The organism is Streptomyces sp. NPDC050164 (genome assembly GCF_044459945.1).
Lineage (GTDB): Bacteria > Actinomycetota > Actinomycetes > Streptomycetales > Streptomycetaceae > Streptomyces > Streptomyces coeruleorubidus_A.
Genome location: NZ_JBITJK010000042.1, coordinates 45,267 through 62,101, shown reverse-complemented (window position 1 = coordinate 62,101; position 16,835 = coordinate 45,267). Strand labels below are relative to the sequence as shown.

At 72.1% G+C, this 16,835-nt stretch carries 16 protein-coding genes; 14 read left to right on the top strand and 2 right to left on the bottom strand.

The window, feature by feature from the left end:
• Positions 1 to 38: 38 nt before the first annotated feature.
• The 9 genes from ACIBNA_RS37335 (at position 39) to ACIBNA_RS37295 (ending at position 11,035) form a co-directional block, all read left to right on the top strand.
• The gene (locus tag ACIBNA_RS37335; protein ID WP_274815289.1) at positions 39 to 665 is read left to right on the top strand and encodes an NUDIX hydrolase; all 627 of its coding nucleotides are present in this window, start codon (positions 39 to 41) and stop codon (positions 663 to 665) included.
• 579 nt (positions 666 to 1,244) lie between these two features.
• Complete coding sequence (locus ACIBNA_RS37330; protein ID WP_399169657.1) at positions 1,245 to 3,329, top strand: tetratricopeptide repeat protein; 2,085 nt, start codon at positions 1,245 to 1,247, stop codon at positions 3,327 to 3,329.
• A 136-nt stretch (positions 3,330 to 3,465) separates the two neighbouring features.
• Complete coding sequence (ald, locus tag ACIBNA_RS37325) at positions 3,466 to 4,590, top strand: alanine dehydrogenase (RefSeq protein WP_399169656.1); 1,125 nt, start codon at positions 3,466 to 3,468, stop codon at positions 4,588 to 4,590.
• Between the two features lie 412 nt (positions 4,591 to 5,002).
• Complete coding sequence (locus ACIBNA_RS37320) at positions 5,003 to 6,130, top strand: ParA family protein (RefSeq protein ID WP_078602950.1); 1,128 nt, start codon at positions 5,003 to 5,005, stop codon at positions 6,128 to 6,130.
• Positions 6,115 to 6,696 carry a hypothetical protein gene (locus tag ACIBNA_RS37315; protein ID WP_399169655.1) on the top strand — a complete coding sequence of 194 codons (582 nt, stop codon included), beginning with the start codon at positions 6,115 to 6,117 and terminating at the stop codon, positions 6,694 to 6,696. Before ACIBNA_RS37320 ends, ACIBNA_RS37315 begins: the two co-directional genes overlap by 16 nt.
• A 486-nt stretch (positions 6,697 to 7,182) precedes the next feature.
• Complete coding sequence (locus ACIBNA_RS37310) at positions 7,183 to 8,199, top strand: segregation and condensation protein A (RefSeq protein ID WP_399169671.1); 1,017 nt, start codon at positions 7,183 to 7,185, stop codon at positions 8,197 to 8,199.
• Positions 8,196 to 8,882 carry an SMC-Scp complex subunit ScpB gene (scpB, locus tag ACIBNA_RS37305; protein ID WP_399169654.1) on the top strand — a complete coding sequence of 229 codons (687 nt, stop codon included), beginning with the start codon at positions 8,196 to 8,198 and terminating at the stop codon, positions 8,880 to 8,882. Before ACIBNA_RS37310 ends, scpB begins: the two co-directional genes overlap by 4 nt.
• Positions 8,882 to 9,943 (top strand): pseudouridine synthase, encoded by a 1,062-nt coding sequence (locus ACIBNA_RS37300; RefSeq protein ID WP_399169653.1) that lies wholly within the window; start codon positions 8,882 to 8,884, stop codon positions 9,941 to 9,943. The genes scpB and ACIBNA_RS37300 overlap by 1 nt, the downstream gene beginning before the upstream one ends.
• 72 nt (positions 9,944 to 10,015) lie before the next feature.
• The gene (locus ACIBNA_RS37295) at positions 10,016 to 11,035 is read left to right on the top strand and encodes an ADP-ribosylglycohydrolase family protein (protein WP_399169652.1); all 1,020 of its coding nucleotides are present in this window, start codon (positions 10,016 to 10,018) and stop codon (positions 11,033 to 11,035) included.
• On the opposite strand, the gene ACIBNA_RS37290 is transcribed toward ACIBNA_RS37295, so the two are convergent.
• Positions 11,036 to 11,728: a DNA polymerase beta superfamily protein gene (locus ACIBNA_RS37290; RefSeq protein ID WP_399169651.1), complete on the bottom strand. Its 693-nt coding sequence runs from the start codon at positions 11,726 to 11,728 to the stop codon at positions 11,036 to 11,038.
• Between the two features lie 22 nt (positions 11,729 to 11,750).
• Positions 11,751 to 12,179: a Rieske (2Fe-2S) protein gene (locus ACIBNA_RS37285; RefSeq protein WP_399169650.1), complete on the bottom strand. Its 429-nt coding sequence runs from the start codon at positions 12,177 to 12,179 to the stop codon at positions 11,751 to 11,753.
• Positions 12,180 to 12,357: 178 nt separating this feature from the next.
• Here ACIBNA_RS37285 and aroH point away from each other — a divergent pair, with 178 nt between their 5' ends.
• The 5 genes from aroH to der all read left to right on the top strand — a co-directional run bounded on the left by aroH (position 12,358) and on the right by der (position 16,824).
• Entirely contained in the window at positions 12,358 to 12,720 is a 363-nt protein-coding gene (gene aroH, locus ACIBNA_RS37280) for a chorismate mutase (protein ID WP_274815279.1), read from the top strand.
• Positions 12,717 to 13,802 carry a prephenate dehydrogenase gene (locus ACIBNA_RS37275; RefSeq protein WP_399169649.1) on the top strand — a complete coding sequence of 362 codons (1,086 nt, stop codon included), beginning with the start codon at positions 12,717 to 12,719 and terminating at the stop codon, positions 13,800 to 13,802. Before aroH ends, ACIBNA_RS37275 begins: the two co-directional genes overlap by 4 nt.
• 117 nt (positions 13,803 to 13,919) lie before the next feature.
• Complete coding sequence (gene cmk / locus ACIBNA_RS37270; RefSeq protein WP_399169648.1) at positions 13,920 to 14,600, top strand: (d)CMP kinase; 681 nt, start codon at positions 13,920 to 13,922, stop codon at positions 14,598 to 14,600.
• The gene (locus tag ACIBNA_RS37265; protein ID WP_399169647.1) at positions 14,597 to 15,247 is read left to right on the top strand and encodes a lysophospholipid acyltransferase family protein; all 651 of its coding nucleotides are present in this window, start codon (positions 14,597 to 14,599) and stop codon (positions 15,245 to 15,247) included. The genes cmk and ACIBNA_RS37265 overlap by 4 nt, the downstream gene beginning before the upstream one ends.
• Positions 15,248 to 15,327: 80 nt before the next feature.
• Entirely contained in the window at positions 15,328 to 16,824 is a 1,497-nt protein-coding gene (der, locus tag ACIBNA_RS37260) for a ribosome biogenesis GTPase Der (protein ID WP_399169646.1), read from the top strand.
• The last annotated feature ends 11 nt before the right edge of the window (positions 16,825 to 16,835 follow it).

Genomic DNA, 16,835 nt, shown 5'->3' with positions numbered 1-16,835 from the left:
GGCACGTTCAGTCGTGCCGGGCACCTGGAAGGACAGGCATGACGATCAAGGACACCCCGGAGGAGTGGGAGATCCGGGCGACGGACACCCCCTTCGTGGGCAACAAGACCTCCGTCCGCACCGACGACGTGGTCATGCCCGACGGCACCGTGGTCGGCCGCGACTACCAGGTTCACCCCGGCTCCGTGGCCGTCCTCGCCCTCGACGAGGCCGACCGCGTCCTGGTCCTGCGCCAGTACCGCCACCCCGTGCGCCACAAGCTGTGGGAGATCCCGGCCGGTCTGCTCGACGTCCCCGGCGAGAACCCGCTGCACGCCGCGCAGCGCGAGCTGTACGAGGAGGCGCACGTCAAGGCCGAGGACTGGCGGGTGCTGACCGACGTGTACACCACTCCCGGCGGCTGCGACGAGGCCGTCCGGATCTTCCTCGCCCGCGATCTGTCCGAGGCCGAGGGCGAGCGCTTCGCGGTCGAGGAGGAAGAGGCCGACATGGAGCTCGACCGGGTGCCGGTCGAGGACCTCGTCCGGGGCGTGCTGGCCGGAGACCTGCACAACACCTGCCTCGTCGTGGGCGTCCTCTCCCTGGTCGCCGCCCGAGCCGGCGACGGCCTGGACGCCCTGCGCCCGGCCCAGGCGCCGTGGCCGGCGCGTCCGTTCGAGGCGTGAACCCGCCGGGGGTGGGGCGGAACTGGGTGGCGGATCCGGGTCGGGTGGTGGATGCGGCCGCTGGCACGCTGCCTGGGTGACGGGCCCTGCCGCCTCGGTGGCAGCGGCGCCTGCGGCGGCAGGGCGGGTGGTGTTGCGCAGTCTGGTGCGACGGCCGCCGCACCCCCGAGCTCTTCGCTTCGCTCGAGGAGAGGCCCCGGTCGCCCCAGGCGTGCCGACGTACTCGGCGCGGTGGCGGACCCCGGCCGGCGCGAGCGCCGAGCGGTCAGTGGCGGCCCGGGCGCTGCTGCACATCGTGTGCGCATCGCCGTCATCGCCGCCCACGGGCAGCAGATGCTCCGTGGCCGTCAGACCGCCCCGCCGGTTCGCCGCACCCACCGGGCGGCACGAGGGCCGCTGACGGTTGACCGGGAGCCCGCCCCGCTTGTGGTGTGAAGATCGGCTGATCCGATCGGGGGATGTGCCCGCCGTGCCCGTCGTGCTCCGGCCGGGGCGTTGCAGAGCGTGAACTAGGCTCTGTTCACGCCCGGACCGGAGTCCCGGCGGGCTTGTGCGTGTGGTGGGACGGGAGTGTGGCCCGTGACGGATCAGGTCGTGGAGACAGGCGCCGTGCGGCTGACCGGACACGCTTCCGGGGAGAGCCGGTTCCTGGGCCGCACACGGGAGTTGAAGGAACTGCGCGCCGACATCGAGCGCGCCGGTCTCGACACCCTCGCCGGCCGCAAGCCCCCACGCGCGCGCGTGCTGCTCATCGCCGGCCGGCCCGGCTCGGGGCGCACCGCACTCGCCGAGGAGCTCGTACGGCAGGTCGCCGACCGTTACCCGGACGGGGTGCTGCGCGCCCGCCTGAGCGACCCCGACGGCGCCCCCGTGCCGGTCGAGCACACCGCCCGGGAGCTGCTCGCCGCCCTGGGCCGGCAGGCCCCGGCCGGCGCCTGCGAAGACGACCTCACCGATGCCCTGCGCACCGCCCTGGCCGACCGCCGGGCGCTGCTCCTGCTGGACGACGCGGCCGACGCCGAGCAGGTCGACGCCCTGCTGCCCGACACCGCGGACTGCCTGGTCGTCGCGGTCTCCGAGGGCCCGCTGACCGGCATCTCGGACGTCCGCCCGTGCACGCTGGGCGGCCTGGACGCCAAGTCCGGGGTGGAGCTGCTGTCCCGGCACACCGGCTCGGTCCGCATCACCGTCGACCCCCGGGCCGCCGAGGGCCTCGCCGAGGAGTGCCAGGGGCAGCCGGCCGCGCTGATGCTGGCGGGCGGCTGGCTCGCCGCCCGCCCCAAGGCGGCCGTCTCCGACCTCGCCAAGCAACTGCGCGCCGAAGACGCCGAGGGGACCGCGCTGAACCGGGTCTTCCGCCTCGCCTATGCCGCCCTGCCCGCCACCGCCGCCCGGATGCTGCGCCTGCTCGCCCTCGCCCCGGCCGGACTCGTCGACCCGCAGACCGCCTCCGCGCTCGCCGGCTGCTCGGTCGCCGGCGCCCGCACGACCCTGGACGACTTCGTCGCCCTCGGCTTCCTGCACGCGGTGGACTCGCCGCTGCCGCAGTACGAGGTGCCGGGCTGTCTGCACGACCGGCTCCGCGTCCTCGCCGAGCGCCACGAGCGCCCGGCCGAGCTGCAGCTGGCCCGCGCCCGCATGCTGGAGCGGACCGTACGCCTGCTCCAGGCCTGCCGGGCGATCACCGAGACCGACAGCCCCCAGGCCCGCCAGAAGCTCCTCGACCTGCCGCGTGCCCTGCGCTTTCCCACGCCGCGGGCGGCCGCCGAGTGGCTGCGCGTGACCCGGCCCGCCCTGCTGGCCTCGGCCCGGCTCGCGGTCGCCGACGGACAGCTGGACACCCTGGCCCGGCGGCTGATGTCCCAGCTGGTGCGGGCCATGGTGGCGCATGTCGGCACCCAGGCGGCGGCGCCCGACCTGTACGTCATCCACAGCCTGGTCCTCGATGTGGCCGAGCGCCGGAACCTGCCCCGCGAGCGGGCCGCCGCCCTGCTGAACCTCGGCGATCTCGACGCCCGGACCGGCCGCACGGCCGACGCCCTGGCCCGCTACCGGGCCGCGCTGGACGCCGGACGCGAGGTGAACGATCCGTACGCGACCGGCCGCGCGATGGAATCCGTAGGCGGTGCGCATCTGGAGCTCGGCGACTTCGACCGGGCCGCCGACTGGTTCGGCCGGGCCCTGGTCGAGCGGCTGGCCCGGGACGAGCGCGCCGACGCCGCCCGGCTGTACGGGCGGATCGCCGCCGCCCACACCTACGCGGGCCGCTACGGCGAGGCCCTGCGGAACTGGCGCGCGGCGATCGCCGGGCACCGCAAGGACGGCGACGTGGGCGCCCAGGCGCGCGCCCTGAGCGAGTTGGCGCGGGTCCAGGAGTACGCGGGCCGCCCCGAGGAGTCCTTGCGCACCTGCCGGGAGGCCGTGGAGTGGGCGCGGCGGGCCGAGGACACGCGGTTGCAGGCCGCGCTGCATCTGCGGGTCGCCGACACCCTGGAGCACCTCGGCGACCCCGCGTCGGCCCGGCTGCACCGGGGCACCGCCGAGCGGATCCTCGGCGAGCACCAGGAGGACGAGGAAGAGCCCGTAGCGGGCTCCCACGGCGACTCACACCTGAAATCGGAACCTGACGCCTGCGAAATCCGTAGCGCATCCGCTGAAGATTGATGCAATGAAAGGCTAGACAGCGGGAACGCCTTCATTAGACTGGCCGTGCCGCACGTTCTCCTGCGGTCTCTCCCGGTGTGCCCGTGTGCGCCCGGGTATGTCTAGTAATGCGCCCATACCCTCTGAGCCAAGGACCGTGATCGACGTGAAGGTCGGCATCCCCCGCGAGGTCAAGAACAACGAGTTCCGGGTGGCCATCACCCCCGCCGGCGTGCACGAGCTGGTACGTCATGGCCACCAGGTCGTCATCGAGCGCGGCGCCGGTGTCGGCTCCTCGATCACGGACGAGGAGTACGTCGCCGCCGGTGCGCGGATCCTGGACACCGCCGACGAGGTGTGGGCCGGCGCCGACCTGCTGCTGAAGGTCAAGGAGCCCATCGCCGAGGAGTACCACCGCCTCCGCAAGGACCAGACGCTCTTCACCTACCTGCACCTGGCCGCCTCCAAGGAGTGCACGGACGCCCTGCTGGAGTCCGGCACCACGGCGATCGCCTACGAGACGGTCGAGCTGCCCGGCCGCGCGCTGCCGCTGCTCGCCCCGATGTCCGAGGTCGCGGGCCGGCTGGCCCCGCAGGTCGGCGCCTACCACCTGATGCGCGCCAATGGCGGCCGCGGCGTGCTGCCCGGCGGCGTCCCCGGCGTGCCGGCCGGCCGGGCCGTCGTCATCGGCGGCGGCGTCTCCGGCTGGCAGGCGGCGCAGATCGCCATCGGCCTGGGCTTCCACGTGACCCTGCTCGACAAGGACGTCAACAAGCTCCGCGAGGCGGACAAGATCTTCGGCACGAAGATCCAGACCGTCGTCTCCAACGCGCTGGAGCTGGAGAAGGCCTGCTTGGAGGCCGACCTCGTCATCGGTGCCGTCCTGGTCCCCGGCGCCAAGGCTCCCAAGCTGGTCACCAACGAGCTCGTCTCGCGGATGAAGCCCGGAAGTGTCCTTGTCGACATCGCGATCGACCAGGGCGGCTGCTTCGAGGACTCCCGTCCGACCACCCACGCCGAGCCGACCTTCCAGGTCCACAACTCGGTCTTCTACTGCGTCGCCAACATGCCCGGCGCGGTGCCGAACACCTCCACCTACGCGCTGACCAACGCCACGCTTCCCTACATCGTGGAGCTCGCCGACCACGGCTGGGCTCAGGCCCTGCGCCGCGACCCGGCACTGGCCAAGGGTCTCAACACCCATGACGGCAAGGTCGTTTACAAGGAGGTCGCCGAGGCGCACGACGTGGAACACGTGGAGCTGTCCTCGCTGCTCGGCTGAGCCCGTCGGCCGGTAAGTCGGCTAAGTCACCAACAGGTAAAGGCGATACGTCAACACAGGTCGTCAATGCCGCGCACCCGGCCGGACCTTGCCCGACAAGGTCCGGCCGGATGTGTGTATGGTCACTTCGCGATTCTCGGGCAACTCGCCTCGAACGTAACCCTTCAACCGATTCGCACACCGGTGAAACCTGCCGTGCGACGGCCGTACGCCCTTGACAGAGGGATGTTTCATTGCCGACACATCGGGCCGGGTCCGGCGGATTGTGTTGCTGCGGACGCCCGACACGCCATAGAGTCGCCAATCGTCGGCATGGTGCCACGCTGACCTGTCTAGAAGTTTCCTGGTCACCAAGGAGGTAAGACGACTTGTGAATGAGTCGACATTTACTCCCGGGGGTGGTCAACCAGGAATGCCTGCACGGGGCCAGGGTCCCGCGGGGTTCGCTGCTGTCGGCTCCGTCGCTGTGCGCACCTTCGCAGCCCACCAGAGTCAGCAGGCGACTCACACAGCACACCAGAAGATGGATGGCCATCACGTGAACGCCATGGCCGGCGACGGAAGTGGCGCGCCCCACAACCACTTCGCCGACTACGACGAACTGCCCGAGGGGCACTTCTACGACCCCGACGCGGAGTACGAGCCCGACCCCGAGTACGCGGCCACTCTCGCGCCCGACGCGGCCAGACAGCGCCGGGAGCGCATCGGTCCGACCGGGCGCCCGCTGCCGTACTTCCCGATCCCGGGCCCGCTGACCGACCACGGACCCGCGAAGATCATCGCGATGTGCAACCAGAAGGGCGGCGTCGGCAAGACGACGTCGACCATCAACCTGGGTGCCGCGCTCGCGGAGTACGGACGCCGGGTTCTGCTCGTGGACTTCGACCCGCAGGGCGCGCTGTCGGTCGGACTCGGCGTCAACCCCATGGAACTCGACCTCACCGTCTACAACCTGCTCATGGAGCGGGGGATGGCGGCCGACGAGGTGCTGCTGAAGACGGCGGTCCCCAACATGGACCTGCTGCCCAGCAACATCGACCTGTCGGCGGCCGAGGTCCAGCTGGTCTCCGAGGTCGCCCGCGAGTCGACCCTGCAACGCGCCCTGAAGCCGCTGCTGGACGACTACGACTTCATCGTCATCGACTGTCAGCCCTCGCTCGGCCTGCTCACGGTCAACGCGCTGACGGCCGCGCACAAGGTGATCGTGCCGCTGGAGTGCGAGTTCTTCGCGCTGCGCGGTGTGGCCCTGCTGACCGAGACCATCGAGAAGGTCCAGGAGCGGCTCAACCCCGAGCTGGAGCTCGACGGGATCCTCGCCACGATGTACGACTCGCGCACTGTGCACAGCCGTGAGGTGCTCGCGCGTGTTGTCGAGGCGTTCGACGACCACGTCTACCACACGGTCATCGGGCGCACGGTCCGCTTCCCGGAGACCACGGTCGCCGGTGAACCGATCACCACGTACGCCTCCAACTCCGTCGGTGCCGCCGCCTACCGCCAGCTCGCCAGGGAGGTGCTCGCCCGGTGTCACGCCGAGTGAGTCTGCCGGGGGCCGACGAACTCTTCCGTACGACAGGGGGGATGGCGCTTCAGTCGTCCACGCCCCGGCGTCAGGCCAACGGCGACGCCCGGGTGCCCGCTCCGGCGGGGGAGGGCGACGCGGTGGCGGCAGCGGCCGCGGAGGACGTGCCGCAGTCGGTGCCCGCGCAGGGCGGTGACGGCGAGGGCGCGGAGCATGTCGCGGCGGACGCGGAGTCGGCTGAGGCCGGGGAGTCCCGCAGCCGCTCCGGCTCCGCCCGGCGGCAGGCGGCGCAGGAAGGTTCTGCCGCGGGTGCGGCCGGTGCCGCCGCGGCGGCACCGCGCAAGCGCGGGCGGGCCGCAGCGCGCCGTCCCAGCGGCCGTGAGCGGCACGACGAGAAGATCACGGTCTACGTGTCGGCCGAGGAGCTCATGGACCTGGAGCACGCCCGTCTCGTGCTCCGTGGCGAGCACGGCCTGGCCGTCGACCGCGGCCGTATCGTCCGCGAGGCGGTCGCCGTGGTCCTCGCCGACCTGGAGACCCGCGGGGACGCCAGCATCCTCGTACGACGGCTGCGCGGGCGGTAGCGGTAGCCTGCGGAGGTCATGACCTCGAACGCTTCCCCACCGCCCGTCGGCGGCCCGTCCGGCCGCCGACGCGCGCTGGGGCGCGGGCCGGGGGCTCCGCCGGTTGAGCCGACGGATGTGGTCGGGCCCGGTGAGCTGCCCGAGGACACCGCCGAGTCCGGCGGGACCCCCGAGGAGACCGAGGCTGCCGGGTCGGGTGCCTGGTGCGAGGAGGAAGCGGCCGGCGCGCAGGCGTTGGCTGCCGATGAGCCGCCCGGCGTTGTGGAGCGACAGGTCCCCGTCGAGCCGGGGACGGCGGCCGGAAGGCCTCGACCGGGGCGTGCGGCAGGGGCAGCCGGTCCCGGGGCGGGCCGCGAGGGCGCTTCTCCGGACGTGGACGACGCCTCCAGGCCAGGGACCGGGGCCGGTCATCCGGAGGCGGGGCGTGAGCGTCCCGCCCCCGGGCCGGTGGCTGCGGCCGAGACCGCCGCCCCGGCTGCCGAGTCCGTGGAGACCGGGTTCCGGCGCGAGGCGCTTCCTTCCGCCCCCGGGGCCGCTGCCGACGCCGGGGTCGCCGTTGCGGAGCCGGGAGCCGAGGCGGTGTCTCCACAGGCCCTGGCCGAAGCCGGGGCGGCCCCCGGAGCGCGGGCCCCGCAGGACCGGAGCGAGTCGGGGGGCACCGCCCAGCCCCCGGCCGGCGGTGCCGACGGCGATGACGGGGTCTTCAAGGTCCGGCTCGCCAACTTCGAGGGGCCCTTCGATCTGCTGCTCCAGCTGATCTCCAGGCACAAGCTGGACGTCACCGAGGTCGCGCTGTCGAAGGTGACCGATGAGTTCATGGCGTACATCCGGGCGATGGGGCCGGACTGGGACCTGGACGAGACGACCGAGTTCCTCGTCGTCGCGGCCACGCTGCTCGATCTGAAGGCGGCACGGCTGCTGCCCGCCGCCGAGGTGGAGGACGAGGCCGACCTCGCGCTGCTCGAAGCCCGGGACCTGCTGTTCGCCCGGCTGCTCCAGTACCGCGCGTACAAGCAGATCGCGGACATCTTCCGCGGGCGGCTCGACGACGAGGCCCGGCGCTATCCGCGTACCGTCGGGCTCGAACCCCACCATGCCGAGCTGCTGCCCGAGGTGGTCATCAGCATCGGTGCGGAAGGGTTCGCCAAGCTCGCCGTGAAGGCGATGCAGCCCAAGCCCAAGCCGCAGGTGTACGTCGACCACATCCACGCCCCGCTGGTCAGCGTGCAGGAGCAGGCCGGGATCGTCGTCGCGCGGCTCAGGGAGCTCGGCGAGGTCAGCTTCCGGGAGCTCGTGGAGGACACCGACGACACACTGACCGTCGTGGCCCGGTTCCTCGCGCTGCTGGAGCTGTACCGCGAGAAGGCCGTCGCGCTGGAGCAGGAGGCCGCGCTCGGTGAACTGCTCGTGCGGTGGACCGGCGGAGACGGGGACGAGACACCGACCGTCACCGACGAGTTCGACCGGCCGCCCGAGCCGCCGAAGGAGGAGAAGAAGGCATGAGCCAGCAAGCCACCGAGGTGCCGGCCGGGCTGCGTGCCGTCGCCGACCTCGATCTCAAGCCCGCGCTGGAGGCCGTCCTCATGGTCGTGGACGAGCCCGCGACCGAGGAGCACCTCGCGAAGATACTGGAGCGGCCGAAGCGCCAGATCGCGGACGCGCTGCGCGAGCTGGCCGACGAGTACACCGTCCAGGGCCGCGGCTTCGAGCTGCGGTTCGTGGCGAACGGCTGGCGGTTCTACACCCGCGCCGAGTACGCGCCCGCCGTCGAGCGTTTCGTGCTGGACGGCCAGCAGGCCCGCCTCACCCAGGCCGCCCTGGAGACCCTGGCCGTCGTCGCCTACCGGCAGCCGGTCAGCCGCGGCCGGGTCTCCGCCGTACGCGGAGTCAACTGCGACGGCGTCATGCGCACCCTCCTCCAGCGCGGTCTGATCGAGGAGGCGGGCACGGAACCCGAAACAGGTGCGATCCTGTACACGACGACGAACTACTTTCTGGAGCGGATGGGCCTGCGCGGTCTGGACGAGCTCCCGGAACTCGCGCCCTTCCTCCCGGAGGCGGAGGCGATCGAGGCCGAGACCCAGGAAGGCGTACCGTCGTTCGACCCGGACGCGCCTGATGACGACGTGCCGGGCCGCCCGGTCACCCCGGGTACCGACGACGAAGACGACCAGACGGAACTTTGATGCGAAGCAGCGGCAGCGGCAAGAGCGGCGGACGCGGTAACCACCGCGGTGCCGGTAACAACAGGGACCAGAAGCAGGGGCAGGGCCGCCCCCGCAAGCCCCGCCCCGAGGAGCGCCGCTACGACGTGGGCCCCGGAGCGACGAAGGACGGCCCCAAGGCCGGGCGCGGCGGTGCGGCGCGCGGCGGAGCCAAGGGCGGGCCCAAGCAGCCCCAGAAGGACGGCCGTACGGCCCCGGCGCGCCCCCGCGAGTACGAGGCGCAGGTCGAGGAGCGCAACCGCGACCGGTACGCCGGGAAGAAGGAGGTCAAGCTCCCGAAGACCTTCCCGGGCGCCGAGCAGGAGGGCGAGCGGATCCAGAAGGTCCTCGCCCGCGCGGGCTTCGGTTCCCGGCGCGCCTGCGAGGAGCTGATCGAGGAGGCCCGGGTCGAGGTCAACGGCGAGATCGTGCTGGAGCAGGGGCGGCGGGTCGACCCGGAGAAGGACGAGATCAAGGTCGACGGACTGACCGTCGCCACCCAGAGCTACCAGTTCTTCGCGCTGAACAAGCCCGCCGGGGTCGTCTCCACCATGGAGGACCCGGAGGGCCGGCAGTGCCTCGGTGACTACGTCACCAACCGCGAGACCCGGCTCTTCCACGTCGGACGGCTCGACACCGAGACCGAGGGTGTCATCCTGCTCACCAATCACGGTGAGCTGGCCCACCGGCTGACCCACCCCAGGTACGGCGTGAAGAAGACCTACCTCGCGCACATCGTCGGCCCCATCCCGCGCGACCTGGGCAAGCAGCTCAAGGACGGCATCCAGCTGGAGGACGGCTACGCGCGCGCGGACCACTTCCGGGTCGTCCAGCAGACCGGCAAGAACTACCTCGTCGAGGTCACCCTCCACGAGGGCCGCAAGCACATCGTGCGGCGGATGCTCGCGGAGGCCGGTTTCCCGGTCGACAAGCTGGTCCGCACCGCGTTCGGCCCGATCACCCTCGGCGACCAGAAGTCCGGCTGGCTGCGGCGGCTGTCCAACACGGAGGTCGGCATGCTGATGCAGGAAGTCGATCTCTAGGCTTACGCGTACACCGCGAGTGCCGTGAGTTCCCCGTGTCCTTCCGGGCGCGGGGACGGAAGGACTTCTGACATGACCACGCTGGTCTACAAGCAAGCCGCCACCGGAGCGCTGACCGGGCTCGCCCTGGGGGACGCGCTGGGGTATCCGACCGAGTTCAACGACGTGCCGACGATCCTCGCCAAGCACGGACCGTGGCGGGAACTGGCGTTGCCGAAGAGGGCTTACGTCTCCGACGACACGCAGATGACACTGGCGCTCGGACGGGCGGTGCGGACGGCGATGGACCGGGGGCTGCTCACCCCCTCGCGACTGACCCGGCCCCTGCGTGAGGAGTTCGTGGACTGGTACCAGTCGCCGGAGAACAACCGGGCTCCGGGCCGCACCTGCCTGAAGGCCTGCTCGCTGCTGAAGGACGAGTCCCGCCCCTGGCAGGACGCCAGTCAGATCCACTCCAAGGGCTGTGGCGCCAACATGCGCGTCGCGCCCCTGGGGCTGGTCCCCGGCCTGAGCGACGAACAGCGCGCGGGTGCCGCCCAGTTGCAGTCCGCCCTCACCCACGGGCACCCCACCGCGCTCGCCGCGTCCGACCTGACCGCGCACGCCGTACGGCTGCTCGCGGAGGGCGCCGAGCCGGCCGGGCTGATCGACCTGCTCCGCTCGTACGCCCTGGAGAACCGCAGCCACTACCACGAGCGCTGGCTCGGCGACCTGTGGCGCCGGGCCCAGGACCCGAGCCCCGAGCAGTTCATCGCGCGCGGCTGGGACGAGTGCCTGGCGATCCTCGACCGGCTCCGGCACGCCGTGGGCACCGTCTCGCCCGAGTCCGACCCGTGCCTGGCCACCGGTGAGGGCTGGATCGCCGAGGAGGCCCTGGCGACCGGGCTGCTGTGCTTCCTGCTCTTCGCCGACGAGCCGCTCACGGCGCTGCGCCGTGCCGCCTGCACCGCCGGCGACTCGGACTCCATCGCCTGCCTGGCCGGTGCCTTCGCGGGCGCGTACCTGGGCGCCGAGGCCTGGCCGAGCGAGTGGGCCGACCGCATCGAGTACCGCAGCGACCTGCTGACCCTCGGGGCGCTCTGGGACGCCTGATCAGGTGCTCGGCCCGAGGACGCAGGCGCGGCGGGCGCGGGCGAGGAAGTCCTCCACGCGCCGCCGGTCCGGTGCGGCCGGGAGCGGGCTGCGGCGGGCGGCCTCCTCGGCCTCCCGTTCCAGGCGGGTCATCCACGTCTCGACCTCGGACCAGGGCACCTCGCCGCGCTTCACCGCGAGCAGGCACTCCCGCTGCTCGCCGACGTCGACCGTGAGCGTGCCCGTGTGCAGCAGGTCGCGGGCGCTGGTCAGCAGGCGGAGCAGGTGCATGGCGTGCTTCCAGCGGGGGGTGCCGTGGTTGCGGATGTGGGTTTCCAGCTTGCGGCGCTGGCCGTACGCGTAGCGCGTGAACGTGTCGTGGACCCGACGGGAGAGGAACGCCCCCCGCAGGGCGAGCAGTTCGCGGCCGGTGTCGTCGGTGTACTCCACGAGCGGGGAGTGCAGGCACTCCAGGATGTTGGGGTTGGCGCGCAGGGCCAGCTCGCAGAAGCGTTCCAGCTCCCAGCTGAACTGCTCCTCGGCCGGGCCCTCGACGTGCGTCGGCGGCTTGTCGAAGCGCCAGAACAGAGGCGTGGGAGCCAGGAACACGCCACGGCGGTCGGTGTCGCTGTCGTCCGTCGCCAGTCCGAAGGCGCGCGAGCCCATCACACAGGCATAGATCGTGTGATCGCGTACCAGGGCCTCCGGCTGCATGTCCGGGAGCGTACGCGGACCCTTACGCCAGGCGAACCGAGTTTCCCTCCACGGTGATCTTCTCGGCGGGCAGCGGCCGCGTCGCCGGGCCGCCTGCCACCGAGCCGTCGGCGATACGGAACTTGCTGCCGTGACAAACGCAGTTGATGGTGCCGTCGGAGACGGACGCCACCGTGCAGCGCTGGTGGGTGCAGATCGCCGAGAAGGCCTTGAACTGGCCCTGCTCGGGCTGGGTCACCACGACTTCTTCCTCCTTGAAGATCTTTCCGCCGCCGACGGGGATCTCGTCCGTGGCGGCCAGATCCCGACCGGCCGTCTCCTGGCCGGTCGGTGAGCTCGTCGACGCGGAGCCGTTGTCGTCGCCGCCCCCGCCGCAGGCCGCGACGAACGCCACCGCTCCCGTCGCTCCCGTCGCGAGGAGGACCGTGCGGCGTGTGGTCTCGTAGGTCATGTCGTCACTCCGAAGGTGCCGATGAGGGATAAATAGGAAGTATCTGCATCTTGGCACCGAAAATACCCAAGAGGCGGCAATGCCGGTGTCTCATCGGATGGGCGCCGTGCACCCCGGCCGCGTGGGCTGACTAGGCTTGACACACAGAGCGACACGCACGTCAGCAAGGAGCAACGCCGTGGCGGTACGAGCGGTCCGGGGCGCCGTCCAACTCGAACGGGACGAGGCCGGGCACATGGACGAGCAGGTCGGGGCCCTGCTCACGGCCATCCTGGAGCGCAACGACCTCACCGCCGAGGACCTGATCAGCGTCTGGTTCACGGCCACGCCCGACCTGCACAGCGACTTCCCGGCGGCAGCCGCCCGCAAGCTCGGCATCGTCGACGTCCCGCTGATCTGCGCCCAGGAACTCGACATCGAGGGCGCCATGCCGCGTGTCGTCCGCGTCCTCGCGCACATCGAGTCCGACAAGCCCCGTGCCGACATCGCGCACGTCTACCTCGGCGCCGCGGGCGCCCTGCGCAAGGACATCGCCCAGTGAGGACCGCACTCGTCATCGGAACCGGGCTGATCGGCACGTCCGCCGCCCTGGCCCTGTCCCAGCGCGGCGTCACCGTGCACCTCGCCGACCACGACCCCGAGCAGGCCCGCACGGCGGCCGCGCTCGGCGCCGGGACGGACGAGGCGCCGGACGGGTCCGTCGACCTCGCGATCGTCGCCGCCCCGCCCGCGCACGTGGCCGACGTACTCGCCGACGCCATGGGCCGCGGTGTGGCGCGCGGCTACCTCGACGTCGCCAGCGTCAAGGGCGGGCCGCGCCGCGAGCTGGAGGCACGCGGCCTCGACCTGACGGCGTACCTCGGCACGCACCCCATGTCGGGCCGGGAGAAGTCCGGCCCGCTCGCCGCCACCGGCGACCTCTTCGAGGGCCGCCCCTGGGTGCTGACCCCGACCCGGGACACCGACACCGAGGTGCTGAACCTCGCCCTGGAGCTGGTCTCGCACTGCCGTGCCGTGCCGGTCGTGATGGACGCCGACGCCCACGACCGTGCCGTCGCTCTCGTCTCCCACATGCCCCACCTGGTCTCCAGCCTGGTCGCCGCGCGCCTGGAGCACGCCGAGGAGGCCGCCGTACGGCTGTGCGGGCAGGGCATCCGGGACGTGACCCGGATCGCCGCCTCCGACCCCCGGATGTGGATCGACATCCTCTCGGCGAACCCCGGGCCGGTCGCCGACCTGCTCACGGACGTCGCCGCCGACCTGGAGGAGACCGTGCGGGCCCTGCGCGCCCTGCAGGCCTCCGACGAGGACAAGCGCCGCGACGGCACCACCGGCATCGAGGACGTCCTGCGACGCGGCAACGCCGGGCAGATCCGCGTCCCCGGCAAGCACGGATCCGCTCCGCGTGCCTACGAGGTCGTGGCCGTGCTCATCGACGACCAGCCGGGACAGCTGGCCCGGATCTTCGCGGACGCGGGCAGGGCCGGGATCAACATCGAGGACGTGCGCATCGAGCACGCGACCGGGCAGCAGGCCGGTCTGGTGCAGCTGATGGTGGAGCCGAAGGCGGCACCCGTGCTGAGTGCCGCGCTGCGGGACCGGGGCTGGGCGATCCGGCAGTAGTGCATGCTGGATGTGGCTGACCGACGCGCGGCCGGACGAGTGACCCGCACCCAGTAACCTTGTGCGGGGCCGTCGCGCCCTCAGCCCCGCCAGCCCGGTTCAGGAAGGTCCCCCACTGTGGAAAGCGCCACGCCAGTGATTGTCGCCATCGACGGCCCCGCCGGCACCGGCAAGTCGAGCACGTCGAAGGCCGTGGCGGCACAGCTCGGCCTGAGCTACCTGGACACCGGCGCCCAGTACCGGGCGATCACCTGGTGGATGGTGAACAACGGCATCGACATCGACGACCCCGCCGCGATCGCCGCCGCGGCCGGCAAGCCCGACATCGTCTCCGGTACCGACCCCGAGGGGCCGACCATCACGGTCGACGGCGTCGACGTGTCCGGCCCGATCCGCACCCAGGAGGTCTCCTCCAAGGTCAGCGCGGTCAGCGCGGTGCCCGAGGTGCGCGCCCGGATCACCGATCTGCAGCGCTCGATCGCGGCCTCCGCGGAGAGCGGCATCGTGGTCGAGGGCCGTGACATCGGCACGACCGTGCTGCCGGACGCCGACCTGAAGATCTTCCTCACCGCCTCCCCGGAGGCGCGTGCCGCCCGCCGCAGCGGTGAGCTGAAGGGCGCCGACGTGCACTCCACCCGCGAGGCCCTGATCAAGCGGGACGCGGCCGACTCCAGCCGCAAGACCTCGCCGCTCGCCAAGGCGGACGACGCGGTCGAGGTGGACACCACCGAGCTCACGCTGGTCCAGGTCATCGAGTGCGTCGTCACCCTCGTCGAGGAGAAGCGGGCCGGGAAGTGACCGACCAGCTGCCTTCACTGCGGGGCGCCGACGTCGGGCGGCGCATCGGCGTCGGCCTGATGTACGGGCTGTGGAAGCCGCGCGTGCTCGGTGCCTGGCGGGTGCCCACGACCGGCCCGGTGATCCTCGCCGTCAACCACTCCCACAACATCGACGGCCCGATGGTCATGGGCGTGGCGCCCCGGCCGACGCACTTCCTGATCAAGAAGGAGGCGTTCATCGGCCCGCTCGACCCGTTCCTGACCGGCATCGGCCAGCTCAAGGTGGACCGCGACACCACCGACCGCACGGCGATCACCCGGGCGCTCGGCGTGCTGGAGAACGGCGGCGTGCTCGGCATCTTCCCGGAAGGCACCCGGGGCGAGGGCGACTTCGCCTCGCTGCGCGCCGGGCTCGCGTACTTCGCGGTGCGCAGCGGCGCCCCGATCGTGCCGGTCGCCGTGCTGGGAAGTTCCGAGAGGCGGGGACGGTTGATAAAGGGGCTGCCTCCGCTGCGGTCCCGCGTCGACGTCGTCTTCGGGGAGCCCTTCGAGGCGGGTGACGGCAGCGGGCGCCGTACGCGCACGGCGCTGGACGAGGCGACCGGGCGCATCCAGAAGCAGCTCGCCGCCCACCTGGAAAACGCCAGGCGCTTCACCGGGCGCTAGACAACACTGAGTAGTGGATCAGCCCGTGAGACAGCGGGTACTCCACCGACCACCACGATGAACGACGAGGTACGGACTTCATGAACGACCAGACCCAGCCCGACGGCTCGGACGCGCACGAAGGCGCGCCCGAGCACGACCACGGGGCGCTCGGCGACGCCGAGTACGCGGAGTTCATGGAGCTCGCCGTGGAGGAGGGCTTCGACCTCGAGGACATCGAGGGCGCGATCGAGGCGGCCGGGCACGGCCCGCTGCCCGTCCTCGCCGTGGTCGGCCGCCCCAATGTCGGCAAGTCGACACTGGTGAACCGCGTCATCGGCCGCCGCGAGGCCGTCGTCGAGGACAAGCCCGGCGTCACCCGCGACCGGGTGACGTACGAGGCCGAGTGGGCGGGCCGCCGCTTCAAGGTCGTCGACACCGGCGGCTGGGAGCAGGACGTCCTCGGCATCGACGCCTCCGTGGCCGCCCAGGCCGAGTACGCCATCGACGCGGCCGACGCGGTGGTCTTCGTCGTCGACGCCAAGGTCGGCGCCACCGACACCGACGAGGCCGTCGTCCGGCTGCTGCGCAAGTCCGGCAAGCCGGTCGTGCTGTGCGCCAACAAGGTGGACGGCCCGAGCGGCGAGGCCGACGCGGCCTACCTGTGGTCGCTGGGCCTGGGGGAGCCGTACCCGGTCTCGGCGCTGCACGGCCGGGGCACCGGCGACATGCTCGACCAGGTCCTGGAGGTGCTGCCGGAAGCGCCGCGCGAGACGTTCGGCGGGGGCGGCATCGGCGGGCCGCGCCGCATCGCCCTGATCGGCCGCCCGAACGTCGGCAAGTCCTCGCTGCTGAACAAGGTGGCGGGCGAGGAGCGCGTCGTCGTCAACGAGCAGGCGGGCACCACCCGTGACCCGGTCGACGAGCTGATCGAACTGGGCGGCGTCACCTGGAAGTTCGTCGACACGGCGGGCATCCGCAAGCGCGTCCACCTCCAGCAGGGCGCCGACTACTACGCCTCGCTGCGCACCGCCGCCGCCGTCGAGAAGGCGGAGGTCGCGGTCATCCTCATCGACGCCTCCGAGTCCATCTCGGTGCAGGACCAGCGGATCGTCACCATGGCCGTCGAGGCGGGCCGTGCGATCGTCCTCGCCTTCAACAAGTGGGACACCCTCGACGAGGAGCGCCGCTACTACCTGGAGCGGGAGATCGAGACCGAGCTGGGCCAGGTGGCGTGGGCCCCGCGCGTCAACGTCTCGGCGCGTACCGGCCGTCACATGGAGAAGCTGGTCCCCGCGATCGAGACGGCCCTGGCGGGCTGGGAGACCCGGGTCCCGACCGGCAGGCTGAACGCGTTCCTCGGCGAGCTGGTCGCCGCCCATCCGCACCCGGTCCGGGGCGGCAAGCAGCCGCGCATCCTGTTCGGCACGCAGGCGGGCACCAAGCCGCCGCGGTTCGTGCTGTTCGCCTCCGGCTTCATCGAGGCGGGCTACCGGCGCTTCATCGAGCGCCGCCTGCGCGAGGAGTTCGGCTTCGAGGGGACGCCGATCCACATCTCGGTGCGGGTGCGCGAGAAGCGCGGCGCGAAGAAGAAGTAGCAGGTACAGCG

Excerpts from the sequence above, each read along its gene's own strand:
- ACIBNA_RS37300 (WP_399169653.1), top strand. The coding sequence starts at position 8,882 with ATGCGAAGCAGCGGCAGCGGCAAGAGCGGCGGACGCGGTAACCACCGC.
- scpB (WP_399169654.1), top strand. The coding sequence starts at position 8,196 with ATGAGCCAGCAAGCCACCGAGGTGCCGGCCGGGCTGCGTGCCGTCGCC.
- ACIBNA_RS37320 (WP_078602950.1), top strand. The coding sequence starts at position 5,003 with ATGCCTGCACGGGGCCAGGGTCCCGCGGGGTTCGCTGCTGTCGGCTCC.
- ACIBNA_RS37290 (WP_399169651.1), bottom strand. The coding sequence starts at position 11,728 with ATGCAGCCGGAGGCCCTGGTACGCGATCACACGATCTATGCCTGTGTG.
- ACIBNA_RS37335 (WP_274815289.1), top strand. The coding sequence starts at position 39 with ATGACGATCAAGGACACCCCGGAGGAGTGGGAGATCCGGGCGACGGAC.
- ACIBNA_RS37295 (WP_399169652.1), top strand. The coding sequence starts at position 10,016 with ATGACCACGCTGGTCTACAAGCAAGCCGCCACCGGAGCGCTGACCGGG.
- der (WP_399169646.1), top strand. The coding sequence starts at position 15,328 with ATGAACGACCAGACCCAGCCCGACGGCTCGGACGCGCACGAAGGCGCG.
- ACIBNA_RS37285 (WP_399169650.1), bottom strand. The coding sequence starts at position 12,179 with ATGACCTACGAGACCACACGCCGCACGGTCCTCCTCGCGACGGGAGCG.